Below are 23,707 nucleotides of genomic sequence, written 5' to 3'. Positions count from 1 at the left end.
GACCCGCACGGTCACCCGCCGGGTCGTTACGCGCCAGAGGGATTAGAGAGTGAGTTCGCGGCTTTCGCCATCCACGGTCCACGTCGCCGGGTCGAGTGTGCGCCCCTGCGCCTGCACGCGTCCGTCGGCATAAAACAGCACCTCACCGTAATTCGCATCGCGCACGTGCAGCGTGCCGTCGCCCCGCGTTTCAACCTGCAAATCAGCAAAGTGGCTGGCAAATTGCGCCAGCGTGGTGAGCGCGGGATCGTCATTGAGGCGGATCAGCCAGCAGGTTTCACGCCCGGAGAGGCGCACTTCGCATTCGCGGGTCGGGCCGCCATCGACCACCTCAAAAGGCCGGTTGCCGGTCAGTTGCACCATGCCTTCACCACCGCGCAGCAGAATACGCGCTGCATCGATCTGCTTCTCATCAAAGGCGCCCTGCGGCAGCCAGGCGTGAGTAAAGTCTGGTTGTCCGTCATGGGTGTTAAAGAGGACCACAGCCAGGCCGCGGTATTGCTGCACGCGCGGCAGCGTGCCGCACCCGCCCCAGTAAGAGGGGCGACCAAAGCCACCGTGCAGGGTTTCGCCGGGGTGATTGATCCACATCTGCGCTTCCGGCCTGTCGCCGATGCGCAGGTGGATCGGCGTCTCCTGATATCCCCATTCGCCCCAGCGATAGCCGGCAATCGAGCCCATCGCCGCCTGGCGTGTTTTGTAGTGATAGAGGCGGGCGATGCGGTTTGCGCCCTGGGCGAAACACCACTCCAGCGCGCTATCACCCTGCCAGGCAGCAACTCCGGCAAGCTCTGGCGCCAGCGACAGTTTTTGCTGGCGCAGCAGCAGCGCAATTTGCGGCAGGGCGTGGAAGCGGCAGCCGTAGTTGCCTTTGCCCCACAGCAGGCGAGAGAGGGCAGATAGTTCCAGCGAGCGCCCGGCACGTAAGGTGTATTCGTAGGAGCGCCCCTGCGAGGCGGTAAGCGTTCCCTGGTGGGCAGAACGCGCAATCTGTTCTAATAAACGGGCAATCGCGCGCTGGCTGCGGGCAACGATTTCAGCATCGTCCGCCAGCGCGGCGAGCGCGGTTAACCCTTTTAAATCAATAGGGAAATAGGGTGCCGAGTTCCACTCCGCCATTTCACACTGCTCGAAATGGTCGAGCCACGCCAGCACGCGTGTGCGCCCAGCGTCGGCCTGCTCCCGCCCGCTTCTACCGCTGCGCGTAAAGGTGCTGTCGGCAAAGAAGCTACCCGCCAGATAGGCGGCGGTGTGAAACAGCAGGGCGTGGTTTTCGGAGAAGTACCACTGCACATCATTGCCCGGCTCATCCATCCAGTAGCGGAAGTTGAGAATCGCATGATCGATTTTCGCCCGCGTCCCGGCGGCGATCTGCTCGCCCCAGGCGATACGGCACCACAGCAGCGGTACGAGGGTGAAATCCGCGCAGTCATGACACGCTTCGACCGAGGGCAGCACCCCTTCAAGCATGGCGTGAGTCTGCGCGTCGTTCATATGACAGGCCAGCCGCGCCAGCGCTTTAACGCTGCTGTATTCGCCCTGGGTCGCTACATAGTGCAGCGCTTCGTCGATGCGCGCCTGATGGGTGGCGGGCACCTGCGCCTGCTGTTCGGCGTGGCAGATCTCCACCCCCAGCGTGCGGGTGATGCGAAAGCCTGCTTTCTCTAAGCTGATGACAAAATTGCGGAAATCGGCGGGCAGCGCTTCGCTCTGCGCAATCTCCACCTCCGTTTCGCCTTTTTCCAGCGTTGCCGCAAGCTCAACTGGCCTGTCTAAGGAGATAAAATCCCCCACCACGCGAATGGCGAGATGCAGGGTCTCCGCTGCTGGTTGCGGGAAGCGCAGACGCACCGGGCCGGAGGTGTAGGTCGCCTGGTCAAAGGAGATGCCGTCGAGCAACTGCTCCATATGACGGGTCATCTCACCGCCCACCGGCGTCGGCAGCGCAATGTGCAGCGGCGCGCCTTGCAGATAGTCGAGTTGAAAGAAGAAGCGAATATCGCGCTCGGCCAGATCGTCAAACCAGACGGCAATCTCGTTTAACCCGGTGTTTAGCGTAACCGTAAATTCAAATACGCTCTCAAGGTTGCGCTGATAATCCGCCTTCCACGCCACCTCGTTGCCGTTCACCGACACGACCGCTGCGCCGCAGGTGGTCAGGCGAAAGGTGTGCTCGCCTGGCTGTTCTGCCACAAAGTGACTTTTTGCCAGCGCGCCGACGCGCGTTGGGCGAAACCAGAAGCCGGAGAGATCGACACGATCCGAGCCAAACGGAAACCACCAGCTTGTCATTGCGGTCTCGCCAAACGGCGTGGGTTTTTTGCCGGCGAAATCGCGCTGAAATTCCGTGCGGCACGGGTAGGTGTGGGGAATAAAGTTTTTATGTTTACTTAAAAAGAAAAAGGGATCCATCTCGCCCTGCATTGGCTGGTCAGCAACATCATAGGGCAGGGAAGAAATGGGCGATAATTGCCAGTAGCGCACGGCGTTATTTATCGCGAGTGGAAAATAACAATAATTATCTTGTGGCGTTGTCATTATTTTCTCCAGGTACAGAGCTGTTGTTTTATTTATTTTCTGTCAGACGCAGACCTTCGCTGAGGCATAAAATTGCCAGCGCCTGGCCATAGCCCGTCGGTTGTAGGGGAATATCCTTATAAAATTGCAGGGTTCTGCCCATGCGCGTGCCGTAGGAAACATTGTGTACGGTGCCGCGGCTATCAATATTGTTTTGCACGGCGGCCAGCGCTTTTAATCCCGCCGCTTTCCAGCGCGCATCGCCAATGCCGAGCCGTGCGCCTTTTAACAGCCCATAACCGAACCCGGCGGTGGCGGAGATCTCTTCATAGGAGTCGGGGTGATCGAGCAGAGTGTGCCATGCACCGCTCTCTGCCTGCAGATCGAGCAGGGTGTTAACCTGCGCTTTCAGGCACTCAAGCAGGTAATCGCGAACGCCGCCGCCGAGATCGGTAAGTTCAATAAACTCCAGAATGCCGACGGTGATCCAGGCATTACCGCGCGCCCAGCGCGCATTGGCGAAGTTGCTCTTTTCCGCGAAGCTCCAGCCGTGAAACCACAACCCGGTGTGCGGATCGTTAAGATAGCGGGCGTGGAGCAGGAACTGGCGCACGGCTTCATCCACCAGCTCCTGACGGCCGGACACGGTGCCGTAATGGCCGAGGAACAGCACCACCATAAACAGCGTATCGTCCCAGATCTCCTGCTCGTTGATGCCGTCGGAAACCACATGTTGGAAGCCGCGCTCCGGCGTGCGCGGCAATTCGCTCATCACACGATCGGCCCAGGCATCCAGCACCTGCTGATAGCGCGGGTTACGGTGATGGGACCAGAAGAGCGACAGCGGCAGCATCGGCGCGGTGGTGTTGATATTAAGCGGCGGCAGCCCTTTGGCGATATTCTCCTCAAACCAGCGATCGATTTGGTTATAAATGTCATCCCGGCGCGTAAATTCCCACAGCCTGACCATGCCAAATAACCCGACGCCCTGCGGCCACTCCCAGCTGGTAAAGGAAATATAATCCCCAGGCGTACCATCGAGATTTGGCTCATTAAATTTCCCCTCATCTTTTAATGAGGTAAATCCCAGCAATAATAAATTTAATTGATCACTTAATGTTCGCATTTGCATATTTAATCCCACGCTGAAAATTATTTTATGCGTTGATTAAATCACTTTGATTTTTTAATGCGCAATACGAAAAAATTTTGCGTTTTTGAATTGTGAGCCATGCGATGATTCTTAAGTGAGGGGCTTTACAGGAATGAAAGATAAAACAACAGGTTAATGAAATAATGTTTTAACTTTGTATGAAGGGCGCAAAAATTTTGCGTGCAGGGGTGAAAAGCAAAAAAAAGCGGGGGCATTTGCCCCCGCTTTTCTCAACCCATCGCGCTTTCGCGCAGCCGGGTTTTCAGTTTGCTGTACTCATCAATGACATACTGCTCGGCGGCGCGCTGATCGGCGATCGGCTCAATGCGCACGGCGCAGTATTTATACTCCGGCGTTTTGGTTATCGGGCTTAAGTTCTCCGTCACCAGCTCGTTACAGGCACCAATCCACCACTGGTAGGTCATATAGACTGCCCCTTTGTTCGGGCGATCGCTGACCTGCGCGCGGGTGATGATTTTGCCTTTGCGCGAGTTAACCCACACCAGCGCTTCATCTTCAATGCCCAACCTTGCGGCGTCGGCCGTGTTGATCTGCGCATAGCCCGGTTCATCCGCCAGTGCGGCGAGCGCGGCGCAGTTGCCGGTCATTGAGCGGCAGGAGTAGTGGCCCACTTCGCGCACGGTGGAGAGCACCATCGGGTACTCTTCGGTCAGTTTATCCATCGGCGCGACCCAGTCGCAGGTGAAGAACTGCGCCTTGCCGTTCGGTGTATCGAACTGCTCCTTAAACAGATACGACGTGCCCTGATCGGCCTCTGACTCATCGCGACATGGCCACTGGATGTAGCCCAGCTCACCCATTTTTTCATAGGTGGCGCCATAGAAGTCCGGGCACAAATGACGCAGTTCGTCCCAAATCTCCTGCGTGTTGCGATAGTGCATCGGGTAGCCCATGCGGGTGGCGATCTCGCTGATAATTTGCCAGTCCGTTTTCAGATCCCACTTCGGCTCGACGGCTTTAAAGAAGCGCTGGAAGCCGCGATCCGCTGCGGTGTAGACCCCTTCATGTTCGCCCCATGAGGTAGAGGGCAGGATGACATCCGCCGCGGAGGCGGTTTTAGTCATAAAGATATCCTGCACAATCACCAGCTCCAGACCCTCAAACGCTTTACGCACCGCCGACAGCTCGGCATCCGTTTGTAGCGGATCTTCGCCCATAATGTAGGCGGCGCGCACTTCGCCGTGCTCCACGCGGTGCGGCAGTTCGCTGATGCGATAGCCGGTATGTGCCGGTAAGCTCTCCACGCCCCAGGCTTTGGCAAACTTCTCGCGGTGGGCCTCCTCTTTCACATACTGGTAGCCCGGGAAGGTATCCGGCAGCGCGCCCATATCGCAGGCACCCTGCACGTTGTTCTGCCCGCGCACCGGGTTGACGCCAACGTGCGCTTTACCAAGGTTGCTGGTGAGCATCGCCAGGCTGGTTAGCGAGCGCACGGTCTCCACGCCCTGGTAGAACTGGGTGACGCCCATGCCCCACAGGATGGCGGCGGTTTTCGCCCCGGCGTACATGCGCGCGGCCTGGCGAATCTGCTGGGCGCTGACGCCGGTCACCTCTTCAACCGACTCCGGCGTATAACCTTCAACGATCTTGCGGTACTCCTCGAACCCTTCCGTGCGGCCGACGACAAACGCCTCGTCGTAGAGTTTTTCCTCAATAATCACATGGCCCATCGCATTCAGCAGGGCAATGTTAGAACCGTTTTTCAACGCGACATGCAGATCGGCGATGCGCGCGGTTTCAATTTTACGCGGATCGCAGACGATGATTTTCGCCCCGTTTTGCTTCGCGCGAATCACATGATTGGCGACGATCGGGTGCGAATCCGCCGGGTTGTATCCAAAGATAAAGACTAGATCGGTGTTATCGATTTCATTGATGGCATTACTCATCGCGCCATTACCGACCGACTGGTGCAGACCTGCAACCGAGGGGCCGTGTCAGACACGCGCGCAGCAGTCGACGTTATTGGTACCAATAACGGCGCGCGCGAATTTTTGCATGATGTAGTTGGTTTCGTTGCCGGTGCCGCGCGATGAGCCGGTGGTCTGGATCGCATCGGGGCCATATTTTGCTTTGATCTCGCTCAGACGGCTGGCGACATAATCGAGCGCCTCGTCCCAGGAGACCGACTCCAGTTTGCCGCCGCGCTGGCGGCGAATCATCGGGGTTTTCAGGCGCGGCGTCAGGATCTGGGTATCGTTAATGAAATCCCAGCCGTAATAGCCTTTCAGGCAGAGGGTTCCCTGGTTGGTTTTCCCCTGCGCTGCTTCCGCCCGAACGATTTTGCCGTTATCGACCACGAGGTGAATCTTGCATCCCGAGGCGCAATACGGGCAAACCGTGACGACTTTTTCCATCACTTTCGCTCCAGTTAAAAAATTGCGTTTCCGCTGTCGCTCCCGGTTATGCATCTTTTATGCCATCGCAATGCAGGGGGGCGTGAGGGGATATTACGGCGCAAAAGTGGGCAAAATAGTGACGAAGCGCAGTCCATCGTCAAATGTGACGTGTCGAAAGGCGAGGGGGATGTGACCGCGCTTAAAAAATCAGCATTTATTCACTGCATTTATTAAAGGCAGCCAACAGAATAGATAAGAGTGAGTAAAGCGAGCCTGTGGAAGCGAATAATGAAACCTGCGATCCTGGTGGTAGATGACGATACGGCGGTATGTGCGCTGCTGGAGGACGTGCTGAGCGAGCACGTCTTTACGGTTCATCTTTGCCATAACGGACTGGATGCGATCACGCTCTGCGCGCAGCATCCGGAGATTGCGTTGGTGCTGCTGGATATGGTGCTGCCCGATATCAACGGCCTGCGCGTATTGCAGCAGTTGCAAAAAATTCGTCCTGCGCTGCCGGTAGTGATGCTAACTGGCATGGGCAGCGAAGCGGATGTGGTGGTCGGCCTGGAGATGGGGGCAGATGACTATATCGGCAAACCGTTTAACGCCCGCGTGCTGGTGGCGCGCGTCAACGCCGTGCTGCGCCGCACCGGCGTGCTGGCGGCTGAAGCAACTCCAGCGAAAAGTGGCGGTTTTGCGTTTAACGGCTGGCATCTTGACCCGATACGTTGCGAGTTGATCAACCCGCAGCAGCAGGTGGTCGATTTAACGCAGGGGGAGTACAGCCTGCTGCTGGCGCTGGTGCAAAATGCGCGGCGCGTGTTGAACCGCGAGCAGCTTTTAACCCTGACGCACAGTGAAAGTGTGGAGGTGTTTGACCGCACCATTGATGTGTTGATTATGCGCCTGCGGCGCAAGATTGAGGTCAACCCACATCAGCCAGCGCTTATCAAAACGCTGCGCGGCCTGGGGTATGTGTTTGCCGCCGATGTCGCGCACGGCGAGAAGGCGGCGTAGGGGTAGTTTTTGCCGGATGGCGGCTGCGCCTTATGACATGTGTAGGCCGGATAAGCGAAGCGCCATCCGGCGGTGCCGCATTGAGCACATCGCCGGATGGCGGCTACGCCTTATCCGGCCTACGCCGTTCCAGTAACTCCAATCCACGTTCGTCGTTTGTAGGCCGGATAAGCGCAGCGCCATCCGGCATGCGGTGCCGCATTCAGCACACTGCCGGATGGCGGCTACGCCATCCGGCACTCGTCACCCGTTACCCCTTCATCCACATGCGGATGCCGTCGAGGAACATCTGCGTGGCGAGCATCACCAGGATCAGCCCCATCAACCGCTCCAGCGCGTTCACCCCTTTCTCGCCCAGCAGGCGCAAAAACAGCGATGACTGCAGCAGAATCGCCACCGTGCCGCCCCAGGCAATAAGCAGCGCAATCACTAAATGCCCCATCTGATTCGGGTATTGATGCGACAGCAGCATCAGCGTCGCCAGCAGCGTCGGGCCAGCAACCAGGGGGATCGCCAGCGGCACAATAAACGGTTCCTCCCCGGCGGGCAGGCCAGAGCTACTGCCGGTGGGGCTGGGGAAAATCATCTTGATAGCAATCAAAAAGAGAATAATGCCGCCGGAGATCGACACCGTTTCGGCGCGCAGGCTGAGGACAGAAAGAATTTTCTCGCCGGCGAAGAGGAAAATAAACATCACCAGCAGCGCAATAAGCAGCTCGCGGATCATGATCGCGCGGCGGCGTTTTGGCTCGGTGTGTTTTAACACCGACATAAATATCGGCAGGTTGCCCAGTGGATCCATTATTAATATCAACAAGACGGCGGCAGAGATGATTTCATTCATTGATTATTATTCCGGACATTTGCGGCGAAAATGGCGTGATTAGCGGCATTTCTAACGCAGTGGCGATCATTTATTAATTTCACTTGCGACTTTGGCTGCATTTTGTAATGTGGAGCGATGTCCAGTTATCGCTGGCTCGCATACACAGCACACATCTTCGCAGGAACTCGTTATGAAAAATGTTGGTTTTATCGGCTGGCGCGGTATGGTCGGCTCCGTCCTCATGCAACGCATGGTTGAAGAGCATGATTTTGACGCCATTCGCCCTGTTTTCTTCTCTACTTCCCAGCTTGGCCAGCCCGCGCCCGCGTTTGCAGGCCAGGCGACCGGCACCCTTCAGGATGCATTCGATCTGGAGGTATTAAAGGCGCTCGACATCATTGTCACCTGCCAGGGCGGCGATTATACCAACGAAATCTATCCAAAGCTTCGTGAAAGCGGTTGGCAGGGTTACTGGATTGATGCGGCTTCCTCGCTGCGTATGAAAGATGACGCGATCATTATTCTCGACCCGGTAAACCAGGACGTCATTACCGACGGGCTGAATAAAGGCATCAAAACGTTTGTTGGCGGCAACTGTACCGTCAGCCTGATGCTGATGTCTCTTGGCGGCCTGTTCGCCAACGATCTCATTGAGTGGGTATCGGTCGCCACTTACCAGGCCGCGTCCGGCGGCGGTGCACGCCATATGCGTGAACTGCTGACGCAGATGGGCCAGCTGCATCACCACGTGGCTGGCGAACTGGAAAACCCGGCCTCTGCCATTCTCGATATTGAACGCAAAGTAACGGCGCTGACCCGCAGCGGCGATCTCAGCACCGAGAACTTCGGCGTGCCGCTGGCAGGCAGCCTGATCCCGTGGATCGACAAACAGCTCGATAACGGCCAGAGCCGCGAAGAGTGGAAAGGGCAGGCGGAAACCAACAAAATCCTCAATACCGCGTCAGCCATTCCGGTTGATGGCCTCTGCGTGCGCATCGGCGCGCTGCGTTGCCACAGCCAGGCCTTCACTCTCAAACTGAAAAAAGATGTCTCGATCCCGACCATCGAAGAGCTGCTGGCGGCACACAACCCGTGGGCGAAAGTGGTGCCGAACGATCGTGAGATCTCGATGCGCGAACTGACGCCTGCCGCCGTCACCGGCACGCTGACCACTCCGGTTGGCCGCCTGCGCAAGCTGAACATGGGGCCGGAGTACCTCTCCGCCTTTACCGTCGGCGACCAGTTACTCTGGGGTGCCGCAGAGCCGCTACGACGTATGCTGCGCCAGCTGGCGTAGAACAATCCTCCTTATAAGGGTGCTTCGGCACCCTTTTTTTTGATCTTTTTAAATGAAATTAAAAGATGGGCGTTTATTTTCCCAGAAGTCTGAAAGCGTTGGCTATGCTTTAGGCTGGGTGTCTTACATTTTGCCTGAAAGTGGAACGGAGCAATCAGATTGCACATGACGTGCGGCACCGTTCAGGTTCAAAAGAGTATCGCAACCGCACGCAACGGCGGTGGAAGAGGCGATAACACAACAACAGGATGAGAACCATGTCTGTTCATGTTGATAAAGACGTGATTAATGCGCTTATTGTCGGCCATTTTGCCGATCCATTTTCTGTTCTCGGAATGCACCGTACCGATGCGGGTCTGGAAGTTCGCGCGCTTTTACCCGACGCCACGGAAGTCTGGGTCATTGAAACCAAAACCGGGCGTAAAGTGGCGAAGCTGGAGTGTATCGACTCCCGCGGCTTTTTCAGCGGCATCGTGCCGCGCCGCAAAAATCCCTTTAATTATCAGTTTGCCGTCTTCTGGCACGGCCAACAGAATCTGATTGATGACCCTTACCGTTTCGGCCCATTAATTCAGGAGTTGGATGCCTGGCTGCTGAGTGAAGGCACCCATCTGCGTCCCTATGAGACCCTGGGTGCCCATGCCGATACGATGGATGGCGTCGTCGGCACGCGGTTCTCCGTCTGGGCGCCAAACGCGCGGCGCGTGTCGGTGGTCGGTCAGTTCAACTTCTGGGATGGCCGCCGCCACCCAATGCGCCTGCGCCGCGAAAGCGGTATCTGGGAGTTATTTATTCCCGGTGCGCTCAACGGTCAGCTCTATAAATTCGAATTACTCGATGCAAACGGTCATTTGCGTATCAAATCTGACCCTTACGCCTTCGAAGCGCAGATGCGCCCCGACAGCGCCTCGCTGATTTGCGGCCTGCCGGGCAAAAAAACGCAGAGCGAAGAGCGCAAGCAGGCGAACAATTTCGATGCGCCTATCAGTATTTATGAAGTGCATCTTGGCTCCTGGCGACGCCATACGGATAACAACTTCTGGCTTAGCTACCGTGAGTTAGCCGACCAACTGGTGCCTTACGCCAAGTGGATGGGCTTTACCCACCTTGAACTGCTGCCGATCAACGAACATCCGTTTGATGGCAGCTGGGGTTATCAGCCTACCGGGATGTATGCGCCGACGCGCCGTTTCGGCACCCGCGACGACTTCCTGCACTTCATCCATACCGCGCACGCCGCCGGTCTTAGCGTGATCCTCGACTGGGTGCCGGGCCACTTCCCGTCCGATGATTTTGGTCTGGCGGAGTTTGACGGCACGCACCTTTACGAGCACAGCGATCCACGCGAAGGGTATCACCAGGACTGGAACACGCTGATTTACAACTATGGCCGCCGGGAAGTGAGCAACTACCTGGTCGGTAACGCCCTCTACTGGATTGAACGCTTCGGCATTGACGCGCTGCGCGTCGATGCGGTGGCGTCAATGATATACCGCGACTACAGCCGCAAAGAGGGCGAGTGGGTGCCTAACGAATATGGTGGCCGCGAAAACCTCGAAGCGATTAAGTTCCTGCGCGACACCAACCGCATTATCGGCGAACTGGCACCGGGCGCAGTGACGATGGCAGAAGAGTCGACGGATTTCCCCGGCGTCTCGCGCCCGCCATCAGGCGGCGGTCTTGGCTTCTGGTACAAGTGGAACCTCGGCTGGATGCACGACACGCTCGACTACATGAAGCTCGATCCGATCTTCCGCAAATATCACCACCACAAGCTCACTTTCGGCATGGTCTACAACCACACCGAAAACTTTATTCTGCCGCTCTCCCATGACGAAGTGGTACACGGTAAGAAGTCGATTCTCGATCGTATGCCGGGCGATGCGTGGCAGAAGTTTGCCAACCTGCGCGCCTATTACGCCTGGATGTGGGCCTTCCCCGGCAAGAAGCTGATGTTTATGGGCTGCGAGTTTGCCCAGGGCCGCGAATGGAACCACGACAGCAGCCTCGACTGGCATCTGCTGGAAGGCGACGACAACTGGCATCACGGCGTACAGCGCCTGGTGCGCGATATGAACACCCTCTATCGTCACCATAAGCCGCTGCATGAAATGGACTTTGACTCCTACGGCTTTGAGTGGCTGGTGGTGGATGATGAAGAAGCGTCGGTATTTGCTTTTGTCCGCCGCGACAAAGCGGGCAACGAAATCATCGTCGTCAGCAACTTTACGCCGGTCGCACGCCCGGGTTACCGCATCGGTATCAACCAGCCGGGGCGCTGGCGCGAAGTGTTGAACAGCGACTCGATGCACTACCACGGCAGCAACACCGGCAACGGTGGCCTGGTGCAGACCGACGAGATTGCTAACCGCGGGCGTGACAACTCGCTGCTGCTCAACCTGCCGCCGCTCGGCACCATCTGGCTGGTGCGGGAGGGGGAATGATCTCCCTGACGGCCGGCTACGCGAGCCCGCTCGGCGCAGAGGTGCAGAGCGGGGGCGTCAACTTTAGCCTCTTCTCGGCCCATGCTGAGCGCGTGGAGTTGTGCCTGTTCGACGCCGAGGGCAATGAGCAGCGCGTCGATCTGCCGGTGCGCACGGGCGATATCTGGCACGGTTTTCTTCCCGGCGCGAAAGCGGGTCAGCGCTACGGTTATCGCGTGCATGGCCCGTGGCAACCGGCGCAGGGGCACCGCTTTAACCCGGCGAAACTGCTGCTCGATCCCTGCGCACGGCGCGTGGAGGGTGAGGCGATAGATAGCCCGCTGTTCCATGCCGGTTTCGACCAACCCGATCCCCACGACAGCGCGCCTCTTGGCTTACGCAGCGTGGTGGTCAACGACGCATTTGACTGGGAAGCGGATAAAGCGCCGCGCACGCCGTGGGGCAACAGCATAATTTATGAAGCCCATGTCAAAGGGCTGACCTGGCTGCACCCGGACATTCCGCAAGAGATCCGCGGCACCTATAAAGCGCTCGCGCATCCGGTGATGATTGCCTGGTTTAAACAGCTCGGCATCACCGCCCTCGAACTGCTTCCTATTGCCCATTTTGCTCACGAGCAGCGCCTGCAACGCCTCGGGCTGAGCAACTACTGGGGCTACAACCCGCTGGCGCTTTTTGCGCTGCATCCGGCTTACGCCCACGATCCTGAACAGGCGATTAACGAATTCCGCGCGGCGGTGAAAGCGCTGCACGCGGCGGGCATCGAAGTGATCCTCGATATTGTGCTTAACCACAGCGCTGAGACGGACCTTGCCGGCCCGACCTTCAGCCAGCGCGGAATCGACAACCGTAGCTACTATTGGATCAGAGAAGATGGCGATTACCACAACTGGACCGGCTGCGGTAACACCCTCAATTTGAGCCAGCCTGGGGTGGTGGAGTATGCCCACGCCTGCCTGCGCTACTGGGTCGAGACGTTTCATATTGACGGCTTCCGCTTTGATCTTGCCCCGGTCATGGGGCGCACACCGGAATTTAACCCACAGGCACCGCTGTTTGCGGCGATCCAAAACGATCCGCTGTTGCGGGATCTGAAGCTGATTGCCGAGCCGTGGGACATCGGTGAAGGCGGCTATCAGGTGGGCAGTTTCCCTGCGCCTTTTGCCGAGTGGAATGACCATTTCCGCGACGCCGCGCGCCGCTTCTGGCTGACAGAGTCGCTGCCGATGGGTGCGTTTGCCGGGCGCTTTGCCGCCTCCAGCGATCTCTTTAAACGCAACGGACGCCTGCCGTCGGCGACGGTCAATCTGGTGACGGCCCATGATGGTTTTACGCTGCGTGACTGCGTCAGCTTTAACCACAAGCACAACCAGGCGAACGGGGAAGATAACCGCGACGGCACTAACGATAACCACAGTTTCAACCACGGTGTGGAAGGGCTGGATGCCAGCGCCGATGTGATGGCGCGTCGACGCGCAAGCCAGCATGCGCTGCTGGCGACGCTGCTACTGTCGCAGGGGACACCGATGCTGCTGGCGGGCGACGAGATGGGCCACAGCCAGCATGGGAACAATAACGCCTACTGCCAGGATAACGCGCTGACCTGGCTCGACTGGCGCCAGGCGGACCAAGGGTTAATCGACTTTACTGCTGCGCTTATCAAGGCGCGGTCGCACATCGCCGCGCTGACGGACGATGCGTGGTGGGAAGAGGGTGACGGCAATGTCGCCTGGCTTAATCAGCATGGGCGGCCATTAACGCCGCAGGAGTGGCAGGAGGGGGCGCCTCGCCTGCAAATCCTGTTATCGGATAACTACTTACTTGTGATGAACGCCACCTCTGAATTGGCGGAAATAGCGTTACCGACCGGCGACTGGCATGCCCTGTCGCCCTTTGCCGGAGAAGAGAATCCGGTGGTGATAACTGTCTGGCAGGCACCAAAGCACGGCGTGTGCCTCTTTCAGCGGTCAGATAAACGGAGTCAGTCATGGTGAGATTAGATAAGAACGACCCTACAATGTTGGCGCGCCAGCTGCCGTTAAAATCCGTCGCCCTGATTCTGGCGGGTGGACGCGGCACACGCCTGAAAGATTTAACCAAAAAACGCGCCAAGCCCGCCGTCCACTTCGGCGGCAAATTCCGCATCATCGACTTTGCGCTCTCCAACTGCATCAACTCAGGCATCCGCCGCATCGGCGTTATCACCCAGTATCAGTCCCACACGCTGATTCAGCACATCCAGCGCGGCTGGTCTTTCTTCAACAACGAGATGAACGAGTTTGTCGATCTGCTGCCCGCCCAGCAGCGCGTTCACGGTGAAAACTGGTATCGCGGCACCGCCGATGCGGTCACGCAGAACCTCGATATTATTCGTCGCTACGGCGCGGAGTACATCGTCATTCTGGCCGGTGACCATATCTATAAGCAGGACTACTCGCGCATGCTGCTCGACCACGTTGAGAAGGGCGCGCAGTGTACGGTGGCCTGTTTACCGGTGCCGGTGCATGAAGCCACCGCGTTCGGCGTAATGGCGGTCGATGAGAACGACAAAGTGATCGACTTCGTCGAGAAACCGTCCAGTCCGCCAAGCATGCCGGGTGATGAGACCCGCGCGCTCGCCAGTATGGGCATCTATATTTTTGACGCCGAGTACCTCTACGATCTGCTGGAAGCGGACGATAAAAACGAAAATTCCAGCCACGATTTCGGTAAAGATATTATTCCGCAAATCGTCAAATCCGGTATGGCGTTCGCCCACCCTTTCCCCTTGTCCTGCGTGCAATCCGACCCGAATTCCGAGCCCTACTGGCGCGATGTCGGCACGCTGGAAGCCTACTGGAAAACCAACCTGGATCTGGCCTCGGTCATGCCCGAACTGGACATGTACGATCAAAACTGGCCTATCCGTACCTATAATCAATCATTGCCGCCGGCGAAATTCGTGCAGGACAGATCCGGCAGCCATGGCATGACGTTGAACTCGCTGGTTTCCGGCGGCTGCGTTATTTCAGGATCGGTTGTTGTGCAGTCGGTGCTTTTCTCCCGCGTACGCATCAACTCATTTTGCAATATCGACTCGGCGGTTCTGCTGCCTGATGTTTGGGTCGGGCGCTCTTGCCGCCTGCGCCGCTGCATTATCGACAGAGCCTGCGAGATACCGGAAGGCACGGTGATTGGCGAAAACGCAGAAGAAGACGCACGACGCTTCTACCGATCGGAAGAGGGCATTGTGCTGGTTACGCGCGAAATGCTGCGCAAATTACAAGGTTGAAAGCACCACTTACATCCTTGCGCGGAAGGGGTCCGCGTGCTGTTTTTCCGTGAACGGCAACGCGAGCCGAACGGTTTTGACAGGAGCGATAATGCAGGTTTTACATGTATGTTCTGAGATGTTTCCGTTGCTGAAGACCGGTGGTCTGGCGGACGTGATTGGCGCGCTGCCCGCGGCACAAATTGCCGATGGGGTAGATACGCGCGTTCTGCTGCCTGCGTTCCCGGATATTCGCCGTGGTGTAACCGACGCAAAAGTGATCTCCCGCCGCGATACTTTCGCTGGCAAGATCTCTCTGCTCTTCGGCCACTTCAACGGGGTGGGGATCTACATGATCGATGCGCCGCACCTCTATGAGCGCCCCGGTAGCCCTTACCATGACACTAACCTGTTCGCCTACACCGATAACGTGCTGCGTTTTGCGCTGCTCGGCTGGGTCGGCAGTGAAATGGCCTGTGGCCTCGATCCCTTCTGGCGGCCGGACATTGTGCATGCGCACGACTGGCACGCCGGGCTGACGCCAGCGTATATGGCGCTGAAAGACCACTCGGCGAAATCGGTGTTTACCGTGCATAACCTTGCCTACCAGGGCATGTTTTATGCGCAGCATATGGATGACATCGATCTGCCATGGTCTTTCTTTAACATGCACGGGCTGGAGTTCAACGGTCAGATCTCCTTCCTGAAAGCGGGACTGTACTACGCGGATCACATCACCGCCGTCAGCCCGACCTACGCGCGGGAGATCACCGAACCGCACTTTGCCTATGGGATGGAAGGGTTACTGCGCCAGCGCCAGAAAGAGGGCCGCCTGAGCGGTATTCTCAACGGCGTTGACGAGAAGATTTGGGACCCGGCAACTGACCTGCTGCTCGGCGCGCGCTACACGCGTGACACGCTGGAGGAGAAGGCGGAGAACAAACGCCAGCTGCAGATCGCCATGGGGCTGAAGGTGAACGACAAAGTGCCGCTGTTTGCGGTGGTGAGCCGTTTGACCAGCCAGAAAGGGCTCGATCTGGTGCTGGAAGCGCTGCCCGGTTTGCTGGAGCAGGGCGGTCAGTTAGCGCTGCTCGGCGCGGGCGATCCGGTGCTGCAAGAGGGTTTCCTCGCGGCAGCGGCAGAGCACCCCGGCCAGGTAGGGGTGCAGATTGGCTATCACGAAGCCTTCTCGCACCGCATTATGGGCGGCGCGGATGTGATTCTGGTGCCGAGCCGCTTTGAGCCGTGCGGGTTAACGCAGCTGTATGGTCTGAAATATGGCACCCTGCCGCTGGTACGACGCACCGGCGGGTTAGCCGATACTGTCTCTGACAGCTCACTGGAGAACCTCGCCGACGGCGTGGCCAGCGGGTTTGTTTTTGAGGACAGCAACGCATTAGCGTTGCTTCGCGCGATTCGTCGTGCTTTCGTATTGTGGTCCCGTCCTTCGCTGTGGCGTTTTGTTCAGCGCCAGGCAATGGCAATGGATTTTAGCTGGCAGGTCGCAGCGCAGTCATACCGCGATCTTTACACTCGGTTGAAATAGTTTTCCAGGAATCACGCATATGAATGCTCCGTTTACCTATGCTTCACCGACACTAAGTGTCGAGGCATTGAAACACTCGATTGCCTATAAACTGATGTTCACGATCGGTAAAGATCCGGTTATCGCTAACAAACATGAGTGGCTGAACGCCACGCTGTTTGCCGTTCGCGATCGGCTGGTGGAGCGCTGGCTGCGTTCCACCCGCGCGCAACTCTCCCAGGAGGTGCGCCAGGTCTACTACCTGTCCATGGAGTTTCTGATTGGCCGTACGCTCTCCAACGCGCTGCTCTCGCTCGGGATTTATGAGGATGTGAAAAATGCGCTGGATGAGATGGGCCTCGACCTTGAAGAGCTGATCGACGAAGAGAACGATCCGGGCTTAGGTAACGGCGGCCTCGGGCGGCTGGCAGCCTGCTTCCTCGATTCGCTGGCAACCCTCGGGCTGCCGGGGCGCGGCTACGGCATTCGCTATGATTACGGCATGTTCAAACAGAACATCGTCGAGGGGCGTCAGAAAGAGTCCCCCGATTACTGGCTGGAGTATGGCAACCCGTGGGAGTTCAAACGCCACAACACGCGCTACAAAGTGCGGTTTGGCGGGCGCATTCAGCAGGAGGGGAGAAAGAGCCGCTGGGTTGAAACCGAAGAGATCCTCGCGGTGGCCTACGACCAGATTATCCCCGGTTATGATACAGACGCGACCAATACGCTGCGTTTGTGGAATGCGCAGGCCAGTAGCGCGATTAACCTCGGTAAATTCAACCAGGGCGACTACTTCGCGGCGGTGGAGGATAAGAACCACTCCGAGAACGTCTCCCGCGTGCTCTACCCGGATGACTCCACTTACTCCGGGCGCGAGCTGCGTCTGCGCCAGGAGTACTTCCTGGTCTCGGCGACGGTGCAGGATATTCTGCATCGCCACTTCCAGCTGCATCAGACCTACAGCAACCTGGCGGATAAAATCGCCATTCACCTCAACGACACCCACCCGGTGTTGTCGATCCCGGAGCTGATGCGTCTGCTGATTGATGAGCATAAGTTCGACTGGGACGAGGCGTTTGAAGTGACCTGCCAGGTCTTCTCCTACACCAACCATACGTTGATGAGCGAAGCGCTGGAAACCTGGCCGGTCGAGATGCTCGGCAAAATTCTGCCGCGCCATCTGCAAATCATTTTCGAAATTAACGACTACTTCCTGAAGACGTTGCAGGAGCAGCACCCGAACGATATCGAGCTGCTGAGCCGCACGTCGATCATTGATGAGTCGAGCGGCCGCCGCGTGCGGATGGCGTGGCTGGCGGTGGTGGTGAGCCATAAAGTGAATGGCGTTTCGGAGCTGCACTCCAACCTGATGGTGCAGTCGCTGTTTGCCGATTTCGCCGCTATCTTCCCGATGCGCTTCCTTAACGTCACCAACGGCGTGACGCCGCGCCGCTGGCTGGCGCTGGCTAACCCGTCGCTCTCGGAAGTGCTGGATGAGCATATCGGTCGCACCTGGCGTACCGATCTCAGCCAGCTGAGCGAGCTTGAGCAGCATATCGACTTCCCGACGGTGAACCAGGCGGTGCGCCATGCCAAGCTGGAGAACAAAAAGCGGCTGGCGACGATTATCGCCCAGCAGCTAAATGTGGTGGTCAACCCGAAAGCGCTGTTCGATGTGCAGATCAAACGTATTCATGAGTACAAACGTCAGCTGATGAATGTGCTGCACGTCATCACCCGCTATAACCGCATCAAGGCCGATCCGACGGCGGAGTGGGTGCCGCGCGTCAATATCTTTGCCGGTAAAGCCGCCTCGGCTTACTACATGGCGAAGCACATTATTCATCTCATCAATGATGTCGCGCAGGTAATCAACAACGATCCGGATATCGGCGATAAGCTGAAAGTGGTCTTTATCCCTAACTACAGCGTCAGCCTTGCGCAGGTGATCATTCCGGCGGCGGATCTTTCAGAGCAGATCTCGCTGGCGGGCACCGAAGCGTCGGGCACCAGTAACATGAAGTTCGCCCTTAACGGTGCGTTGACCATCGGCACGCTGGATGGCGCGAATGTGGAGATGCTGGATCACGTCGGCGAGGAGAATATCTTTATCTTTGGTAACACCGCGGATGAGGTGGAAGAGCTGCGTCGTCAGGGCTACAAACCGCGCGAGTATTACGAAAAAGATGAAGAGCTGCACCAGGTGTTAACGCAGATCGCCACCGGTCTGTTTAACCCGCAGGATCCGGGCCGCTACCGCGATCTGGTTGATTCGCTGATTAACTTTGGTGACCACTACCAGGTGCTGGCGGATTTCCGCAGCTATGTCGACTGTCAGGATAAAGTGGATGCGCTCTATCAGCATCCGGAAGAGTGGACCACCACAGCGATGCGCAATATCGCCAACATGGGCTACTTCTCCTCTGACCGCACGATCCAGGAGTACGCGGAGCATATCTGGAACATCAAGCCGGTGCGCCTTTAGCTCATCCGGTCTGTGAATATGTGGAACGGTGTGCTGAATGTGGCACCGCATGCCGGATGGCGCTAAACGCTTATCCGGCCTACGAATGTCCCCGGTCTGTGAATATGTGGAACGGTGTGGCTGAAACCGCGTAGGCCGGATAAGGCGCAGCCGCCATCCGGCGGTGTGCTGCATGTGGCACCCCATGCCGGATGGCGCTAACGCTTATCCGGCCTACAACTTCCCGACCGACGAAGGTCTAAACCGCGATATCAAGCTGTAACTCTTCGAGGGTTTTCGCGCCGTCAATCGCGTTGGCGGACAACAAGCTGGCGCGGGCGCAGGCATGGGCTAACTGAATGCTGTGCGCTAACGGCCACGCTTCATGGCAACCGTATAAAAATCCGGCGCAAAAGGCATCGCCTGCTCCGACGCTGCCGACAATCTCCGCCTGGCTTAACATCCGCGACGGGATCCACGCTCCGGCTTCATCCGGTGTTTCACCCCACGCCCCTTCCGGGCAATGAATTACCACCCGCTGTTTAACCCCTGCCGCCAAAAGCTGCGCCGCCGCGCGGCCAATATTCTCAACGTGTGGCTTATCCTGCGCCGTGCGCATCGGCAGGCCGCTGAACTCGCCCGCTTCCAACTCGTTGATCACCAGATAATCCAGGTGCGGCAGGCAGGGCAGCACCAGCGGTTTATAGCGCGGGTCACCTTTGCGCGACACCAGATCGAGCGAGGTCTCAAACCCCTGCTCGCGCATCTGCGCCAGCAGCCGCGCGCTGCGCGTGCCGTACACCTCATCAGCTTTATCAAGGCTGTCGAGCAGCAGCAGATAGCCGAGATGGAAGATCTTCATCTCGCCGTTAAGCGTCTCAAACGCGTCGATATCCAGCAGCCGGTTGGCACCGGGCGAGTGAAAAAAGGTGCGCTGGCCGGAGGGATCGGTCATCACCTGCGACATCGAGGTTGGGGCGGAAGGGGTGCGCTGCACATGCTGGCGATTGACATGGTACTGATCGAGCATCGCCATAATGTAGTCGCCGTCGCCATCTTCACCCACCAGCCCGACCGCCTGCAACGGCAGGCCAACGTGCATTTTCGCCAGCGTCAGCAGCACATTAAGCGGCGCGCCGCCCGTCGAACGCTCGCTCTGAACGATCTCCGCCAGCCAGCCGCGCTCCGGCCACTGGGCAATATGGTGGACGTGATCCACCAGCATATTGCCGGCGGCGATAACCCCGTGGCGGGCCATCAGCACTGCCCCGCGCTGCCGAAGATGCGCATCTGCCCGGCCACCGTATCGGCAATCGCCTCTTCAACACTGAGCAGCAACTGGGCGAACTCATCATACAGCGGCTGGCGATCCGCCATGCGCTGCTCAATGGCGCCAAGCGCCGCCTGAGACATGCCGGTGTAGAAGTTGATTTTATGAATGCCAAGCGAAATGGCGCGACGAAAATCCTCATCGCTGATGCCCGAACCGCCATGCAGCACCAGCGGCAGGCCGGTCTGCTGGCGAATGGCATCGAGGCGGGCGAAATCGAGCTTCGGTTCGCCCTTATATTTGCCGTGCGCATTACCGATGGCGACCGCCAGCGTGTCGATGCCGGTGCGATCGACAAACTCCCGCGCCAGCGCCGGATCGGTAAAGCAGGCTTCATCGGCGTGGCCATACAGCGCGCCGCCCTCATCACCGCCAACCGCGCCTAATTCTGCCTCCACCGAGACGCCCACGGCGTGGCACATCTTCACCACTTCCCGAGTCTGGCGAATATTCTCTTCATACTCCAGCGCGGAGCCGTCGAACATCACCGAACTGAAACCGAGGCGCAGGGCGCGTACCACCGACTCAAAATGCAGCCCGTGATCGAGGTTAAGCACCACCGGAATATCGCTGCGCGCGGCTTCAAACTTCACCGCCTCCACCAGCGACTCCAGCGAGACATACTTAAAGTGCACTTCGGCAATATTGATAATAAACGGCGAGCGCTCACGCTTTGCGGCGGCGAACAGCGCGCGCAGAAAGTGGGAGTCGAGCACGTTAAATGCGCCCAGGGCATACTGGTGCTCGCGCGCATGCGCCAGCCCTGCGGCGAGAGAGATCATGGGCATAACCGCCTCCTTTACCCTAAAAAGAGTGAGTACTCATTACAGAGCACCAGATGTGCCGGTTCATCCTCCAGCACGTCGCTAAAGCGGTTCGCCGGGTTGAGGAAGTGGTTGTCGTGCTGGTCATCGTTAACCGATGAGACCTCGCCGACCAGCACATCGCCAAACCCCGGCTCGCCCCAAAAGCTATGATAAAGCCCCGGTGTGACACAAATGCTTTCCCCTGGTGAGAGGCGCAGCTGGCTGCCCGCCGCGTGCGTGTGTCGGCAGCCATCGATGACCACGGTAACGTCGCTGCTGTCAGTCTGGTGCTGCGCATCCGCGTTCCACAGTTCAATAATTAAGTTTCCGCCGCCGCGATTAATGATGTCCTCGCGCTTGCGCCAGTGCAGATGCATTGGCGTTAGCTGCCCGTCGCGCACATGCATGATCTTCTCTGCATAGCACTTAGCAAAAGGCGCACCGTCCGGCGAGCCGTTGCGCAGGGTAAAGAGCGTCAGCCCCTCGGCGTAAAAGTTGTCGCCGCCAAAGGCGGTGACATCCCACCCCAGCTTTAGCTCGAACACTTCACGCCACGCCTCATGATCCAGCTCACGCCACTGGGTCGGCGCAAAGCTGGCAAAAGGCGGCAGATGCACGTCGTGCTTCGAGAAAAACTGCCGCGTGTGGCCGAGAATGTCATTAATGGCAGAGCGTTTCATCGTCTCTCCGTATGGCGCTTTCCCTCCCGCGCGGGGAGGGAGAGGGCTTATTTCACCGTCCAGCCTTTGTAGTTGGCAACGCTCTGCTTATCGATCAGCGTCACCGGGATCAGCACCGGCTCTTTCGGCGCGGGCTTGCCTTGCAGAATGTCGTAACCAATCTCCACCGCGCGCGCCGCCATCACCTGCGGGTCTTGCGCCGGGGTGGCAACGAACAGCGAGTTCTTACGCTTCAGCGCCTCTTCACCATCCGGGCTGCCGTCGACGCCAACGATAAAGAACTCGTTACGCTGTGCCTGTTTGGCTGCCAGATCGGCACCGATCGCTGTCGGATCGTTAATCGCGAACACGCCATCGATTTTCGGGTTCGCCGCCAGCAGGGAGGTCATCACTTCCAGCCCGCCTTCACGGCTGCCTTTGGCGTTCTGGTTATCCGAGAGCACCTTGATATCCGGGTGACGTTTAAACTCTTTCTGGCACCCTTCGACACGGTTCTGTACTGCGGAAACCGGCGGCCCGTTGATGATCACCACATTGCCTTTGCCCTTCAGGCGATCGGTGATGTATTTACAGGCCATTTCGCCCGCCTGGGTGTTATCGGAGGTAATTGTCGCGTCGGCACCTTCTGCCGCCACGTCCACCGCCACTACCACAATTCCGGCCTCTTTCGCCCGCTTAACCGCCGGGCCGATGCCTTTTGAATCCGCGGCGTTGAGGATGATCATGTCGACCTTCGCCGCGATAAAGTTATCAATCTGGCCAACCTGCTGACCGAGGTCGTAGCCGCTGGAGACCAGCGTCACTTTGACCTTATCGCCCGCCAGCTTGCGTGCTTCCAGCTCCGCGCCTTTGGTGATCTGCACAAAGAAGGGGTTGGCGAGATCGCCTACCGTAACGCCGATAGATTTCAGTTCTTTCGCCTGAACGAACGGTGTCGCGGCGAGCAGGGCCGTGGCGCAGAGCGCGGTGACAAGAGGTTTAAGACGCATGCTGTAATCCTCACTTATGTTACTGTTTTGTAGGGTTTTATTATGCTGCCTGATGGTGTCGGGTACGGTATTTGTCAATCAGCACCGCTATGATGATCACCGCCCCTTTGATCACCAGTTGCCAGAAGTAGGAGACGCCCATTAGCGTCATGCCGTTGTTAAGGGTGGCGATGATTAACGCGCCGACCAGCGTGCCGGTGATGGTGCCAATACCGCCGACAAAACTGGTGCCGCCGAGAATGACCGCCGCAATCGCATCCAGCTCGTAGCCCATGCCGAGGTTGCCGTTGGCGCTGTAGAGGCGCGAGGCGCTCATCACCCCGCCAAGGCCGGAGAGCAGCCCGCTGATGCCGTAGACGAAGAGTAAAACCAGCCACACTTTGATGCCGGTAAGGCGCGCTGCCTGCATGTTGCCGCCGACCGCGTAGATATGAACGCCGAGCGTGGTGCGGCGCAGAATAAACCAGCACACCGCAATCACCGCCAGCGCGATCACCACCAGCCAAGGCACCGGGCCGAGGTAGTTATTGCCGATCCACTCAAAGCTGATATCGGAGTTGATAACGGTAGTGCCATCCGCCAGCAGATAGGCCGCGCCGCGCAGCGCCGTATAGGTGCCGAGCGTGACGATAAAGGGCGGTAGCCCGGCAAAGGCGACCAGCGCGCCGTTAAACAGGCCGAGCAGCAGGCCGAGCATCAGCGCAGCGGGCACCGAGAGCATCGACAGCTCCGGCATCAGCGATACCACCATCGCCGCCACCGCCGTGGTGCCGAGGATCGAACCAACCGAAAGGTCGATCCCGCCGGTCAGAATGATGAAGGTCATACCTGCCGCCAGCACGATGTTGATTGATGCCTGGCGGGTAATGTTGAGCAGGTTGCTCTCGGTAAAGAAGTTCGGCGCGATAAAGCCAAAAACCGCGACGATCAGGATGAGAATCGGCAGGATGCCGACAGTTTGCATCAGATCGCCCATCAGCACTTTTTTGGAGGAGGCAGATTTGGCCTCCTGCTGCGGCGTGGTGGCCGGGTGTGGTTTCATT

Annotated in this window: 16 protein-coding genes; 7 read left to right on the top strand and 9 right to left on the bottom strand. The window is 58.1% G+C overall.

The features are described from left to right. Positions 1-42 precede the first annotated feature (42 nt). The 3 genes from BWI95_RS03820 to fdhF all read right to left on the bottom strand — a co-directional run bounded on the left by BWI95_RS03820 (position 43) and on the right by fdhF (position 6,048). The gene (locus tag BWI95_RS03820; protein WP_054803073.1) at positions 43-2,538 is read right to left on the bottom strand and encodes a hypothetical protein; all 2,496 of its coding nucleotides are present in this window, start codon (positions 2,536-2,538) and stop codon (positions 43-45) included. 28 nt (positions 2,539-2,566) lie between these two features. After that, entirely contained in the window at positions 2,567-3,649 is a 1,083-nt protein-coding gene (gene bglB, locus BWI95_RS03815; protein WP_076769033.1) for a beta-galactosidase BglB, read from the bottom strand. Between the two features lie 251 nt (positions 3,650-3,900). Beyond that, on the bottom strand, positions 3,901-6,048 hold the full coding sequence (gene fdhF / locus BWI95_RS03810; RefSeq protein ID WP_083699318.1) for a formate dehydrogenase subunit alpha: 2,148 nt from the start codon (positions 6,046-6,048) through the stop codon (positions 3,901-3,903). A 270-nt stretch (positions 6,049-6,318) separates the two neighbouring features. Between fdhF and BWI95_RS03800 the strand changes: the two genes are divergently transcribed. Beyond that, positions 6,319-7,050 (top strand): response regulator, encoded by a 732-nt coding sequence (locus tag BWI95_RS03800; RefSeq protein WP_076769031.1) that lies wholly within the window; start codon positions 6,319-6,321, stop codon positions 7,048-7,050. Positions 7,051-7,300: 250 nt separating this feature from the next. Here BWI95_RS03800 and BWI95_RS03795 read toward each other — a convergent pair whose 3' ends face one another. Beyond that, complete coding sequence (locus tag BWI95_RS03795; protein ID WP_023478474.1) at positions 7,301-7,894, bottom strand: YhgN family NAAT transporter; 594 nt, start codon at positions 7,892-7,894, stop codon at positions 7,301-7,303. A gap of 172 nt (positions 7,895-8,066) precedes the next feature. Between BWI95_RS03795 and asd the strand changes: the two genes are divergently transcribed. The 6 genes from asd to glgP all read left to right on the top strand — a co-directional run bounded on the left by asd (position 8,067) and on the right by glgP (position 18,880). After that, positions 8,067-9,173, top strand: a complete 1,107-nt coding sequence (gene asd / locus BWI95_RS03790; RefSeq protein WP_076769030.1) for an aspartate-semialdehyde dehydrogenase — start codon at positions 8,067-8,069, stop codon at positions 9,171-9,173. A 257-nt stretch (positions 9,174-9,430) separates the two neighbouring features. After that, a complete protein-coding gene (glgB, locus tag BWI95_RS03785) occupies positions 9,431-11,617 on the top strand; it encodes a 1,4-alpha-glucan branching enzyme (protein WP_054803071.1) in 2,187 nt (728 codons plus the stop codon). Continuing rightward, positions 11,614-13,611, top strand: coding sequence for a glycogen debranching protein GlgX (gene glgX, locus BWI95_RS03780; RefSeq protein WP_054803070.1), 1,998 nt, complete (start codon positions 11,614-11,616; stop codon positions 13,609-13,611). The genes glgB and glgX overlap by 4 nt, the downstream gene beginning before the upstream one ends. Then, positions 13,605-14,888 carry a glucose-1-phosphate adenylyltransferase gene (glgC, locus tag BWI95_RS03775; protein ID WP_023478337.1) on the top strand — a complete coding sequence of 428 codons (1,284 nt, stop codon included), beginning with the start codon at positions 13,605-13,607 and terminating at the stop codon, positions 14,886-14,888. The genes glgX and glgC overlap by 7 nt, the downstream gene beginning before the upstream one ends. Before the next feature lie 91 nt (positions 14,889-14,979). Further along, positions 14,980-16,413, top strand: a complete 1,434-nt coding sequence (gene glgA, locus BWI95_RS03770) for a glycogen synthase GlgA (RefSeq protein WP_023478535.1) — start codon at positions 14,980-14,982, stop codon at positions 16,411-16,413. 19 nt (positions 16,414-16,432) lie between these two features. Beyond that, on the top strand, positions 16,433-18,880 hold the full coding sequence (gene glgP, locus BWI95_RS03765; protein ID WP_054803069.1) for a glycogen phosphorylase: 2,448 nt from the start codon (positions 16,433-16,435) through the stop codon (positions 18,878-18,880). A 238-nt stretch (positions 18,881-19,118) separates the two neighbouring features. Here the strand turns inward: glgP and BWI95_RS03760 are convergent, their stop codons facing one another. From BWI95_RS03760 to BWI95_RS03740, 5 genes are read right to left on the bottom strand one after another with little or no spacing between them, the layout of a single operon-like run. After that, positions 19,119-20,117, bottom strand: coding sequence for a carbohydrate kinase family protein (locus BWI95_RS03760; protein ID WP_076769029.1), 999 nt, complete (start codon positions 20,115-20,117; stop codon positions 19,119-19,121). Next, on the bottom strand, positions 20,117-20,977 hold the full coding sequence (locus tag BWI95_RS03755) for a ketose 1,6-bisphosphate aldolase (protein WP_054803068.1): 861 nt from the start codon (positions 20,975-20,977) through the stop codon (positions 20,117-20,119). Before BWI95_RS03755 ends, BWI95_RS03760 begins: the two co-directional genes overlap by 1 nt. An 11-nt stretch (positions 20,978-20,988) precedes the next feature. After that, positions 20,989-21,675, bottom strand: coding sequence for a D-lyxose/D-mannose isomerase (locus BWI95_RS03750; protein WP_023478366.1), 687 nt, complete (start codon positions 21,673-21,675; stop codon positions 20,989-20,991). Positions 21,676-21,722: 47 nt separating this feature from the next. Beyond that, complete coding sequence (locus BWI95_RS03745) at positions 21,723-22,664, bottom strand: ABC transporter substrate-binding protein (RefSeq protein WP_042712719.1); 942 nt, start codon at positions 22,662-22,664, stop codon at positions 21,723-21,725. A 40-nt stretch (positions 22,665-22,704) separates the two neighbouring features. Then, positions 22,705-23,706 carry an ABC transporter permease subunit gene (locus BWI95_RS03740; protein ID WP_208864610.1) on the bottom strand — a complete coding sequence of 334 codons (1,002 nt, stop codon included), beginning with the start codon at positions 23,704-23,706 and terminating at the stop codon, positions 22,705-22,707. Between the last annotated feature and the right edge of the window lies 1 nt (position 23,707).

This window comes from Kosakonia cowanii JCM 10956 = DSM 18146 (genome assembly GCF_001975225.1).
GTDB classification, from domain to species: domain Bacteria; phylum Pseudomonadota; class Gammaproteobacteria; order Enterobacterales; family Enterobacteriaceae; genus Kosakonia; species Kosakonia cowanii.
This window is presented reverse-complemented; position numbering and strand designations above follow the sequence as displayed.

Bases quoted from the DNA above. Each gene is read 5' to 3' on its own strand.
- asd (WP_076769030.1), top strand. From the start codon at position 8,067: ATGAAAAATGTTGGTTTTATCGGCTGGCGCGGTATGGTCGGCTCCGTC.
- BWI95_RS03795 (WP_023478474.1), bottom strand. From the start codon at position 7,894: ATGAATGAAATCATCTCTGCCGCCGTCTTGTTGATATTAATAATGGAT.
- BWI95_RS03740 (WP_208864610.1), bottom strand. From the start codon at position 23,706: ATGAAACCACACCCGGCCACCACGCCGCAGCAGGAGGCCAAATCTGCC.
- BWI95_RS03820 (WP_054803073.1), bottom strand. From the start codon at position 2,538: ATGACAACGCCACAAGATAATTATTGTTATTTTCCACTCGCGATAAAT.
- BWI95_RS03800 (WP_076769031.1), top strand. From the start codon at position 6,319: ATGAAACCTGCGATCCTGGTGGTAGATGACGATACGGCGGTATGTGCG.
- glgP (WP_054803069.1), top strand. From the start codon at position 16,433: ATGAATGCTCCGTTTACCTATGCTTCACCGACACTAAGTGTCGAGGCA.
- glgC (WP_023478337.1), top strand. From the start codon at position 13,605: ATGGTGAGATTAGATAAGAACGACCCTACAATGTTGGCGCGCCAGCTG.
- glgA (WP_023478535.1), top strand. From the start codon at position 14,980: ATGCAGGTTTTACATGTATGTTCTGAGATGTTTCCGTTGCTGAAGACC.
- BWI95_RS03745 (WP_042712719.1), bottom strand. From the start codon at position 22,664: ATGCGTCTTAAACCTCTTGTCACCGCGCTCTGCGCCACGGCCCTGCTC.
- glgX (WP_054803070.1), top strand. From the start codon at position 11,614: ATGATCTCCCTGACGGCCGGCTACGCGAGCCCGCTCGGCGCAGAGGTG.
- BWI95_RS03750 (WP_023478366.1), bottom strand. From the start codon at position 21,675: ATGAAACGCTCTGCCATTAATGACATTCTCGGCCACACGCGGCAGTTT.
- glgB (WP_054803071.1), top strand. From the start codon at position 9,431: ATGTCTGTTCATGTTGATAAAGACGTGATTAATGCGCTTATTGTCGGC.
- BWI95_RS03755 (WP_054803068.1), bottom strand. From the start codon at position 20,977: ATGCCCATGATCTCTCTCGCCGCAGGGCTGGCGCATGCGCGCGAGCAC.
- BWI95_RS03760 (WP_076769029.1), bottom strand. From the start codon at position 20,117: ATGGCCCGCCACGGGGTTATCGCCGCCGGCAATATGCTGGTGGATCAC.
- bglB (WP_076769033.1), bottom strand. From the start codon at position 3,649: ATGCAAATGCGAACATTAAGTGATCAATTAAATTTATTATTGCTGGGA.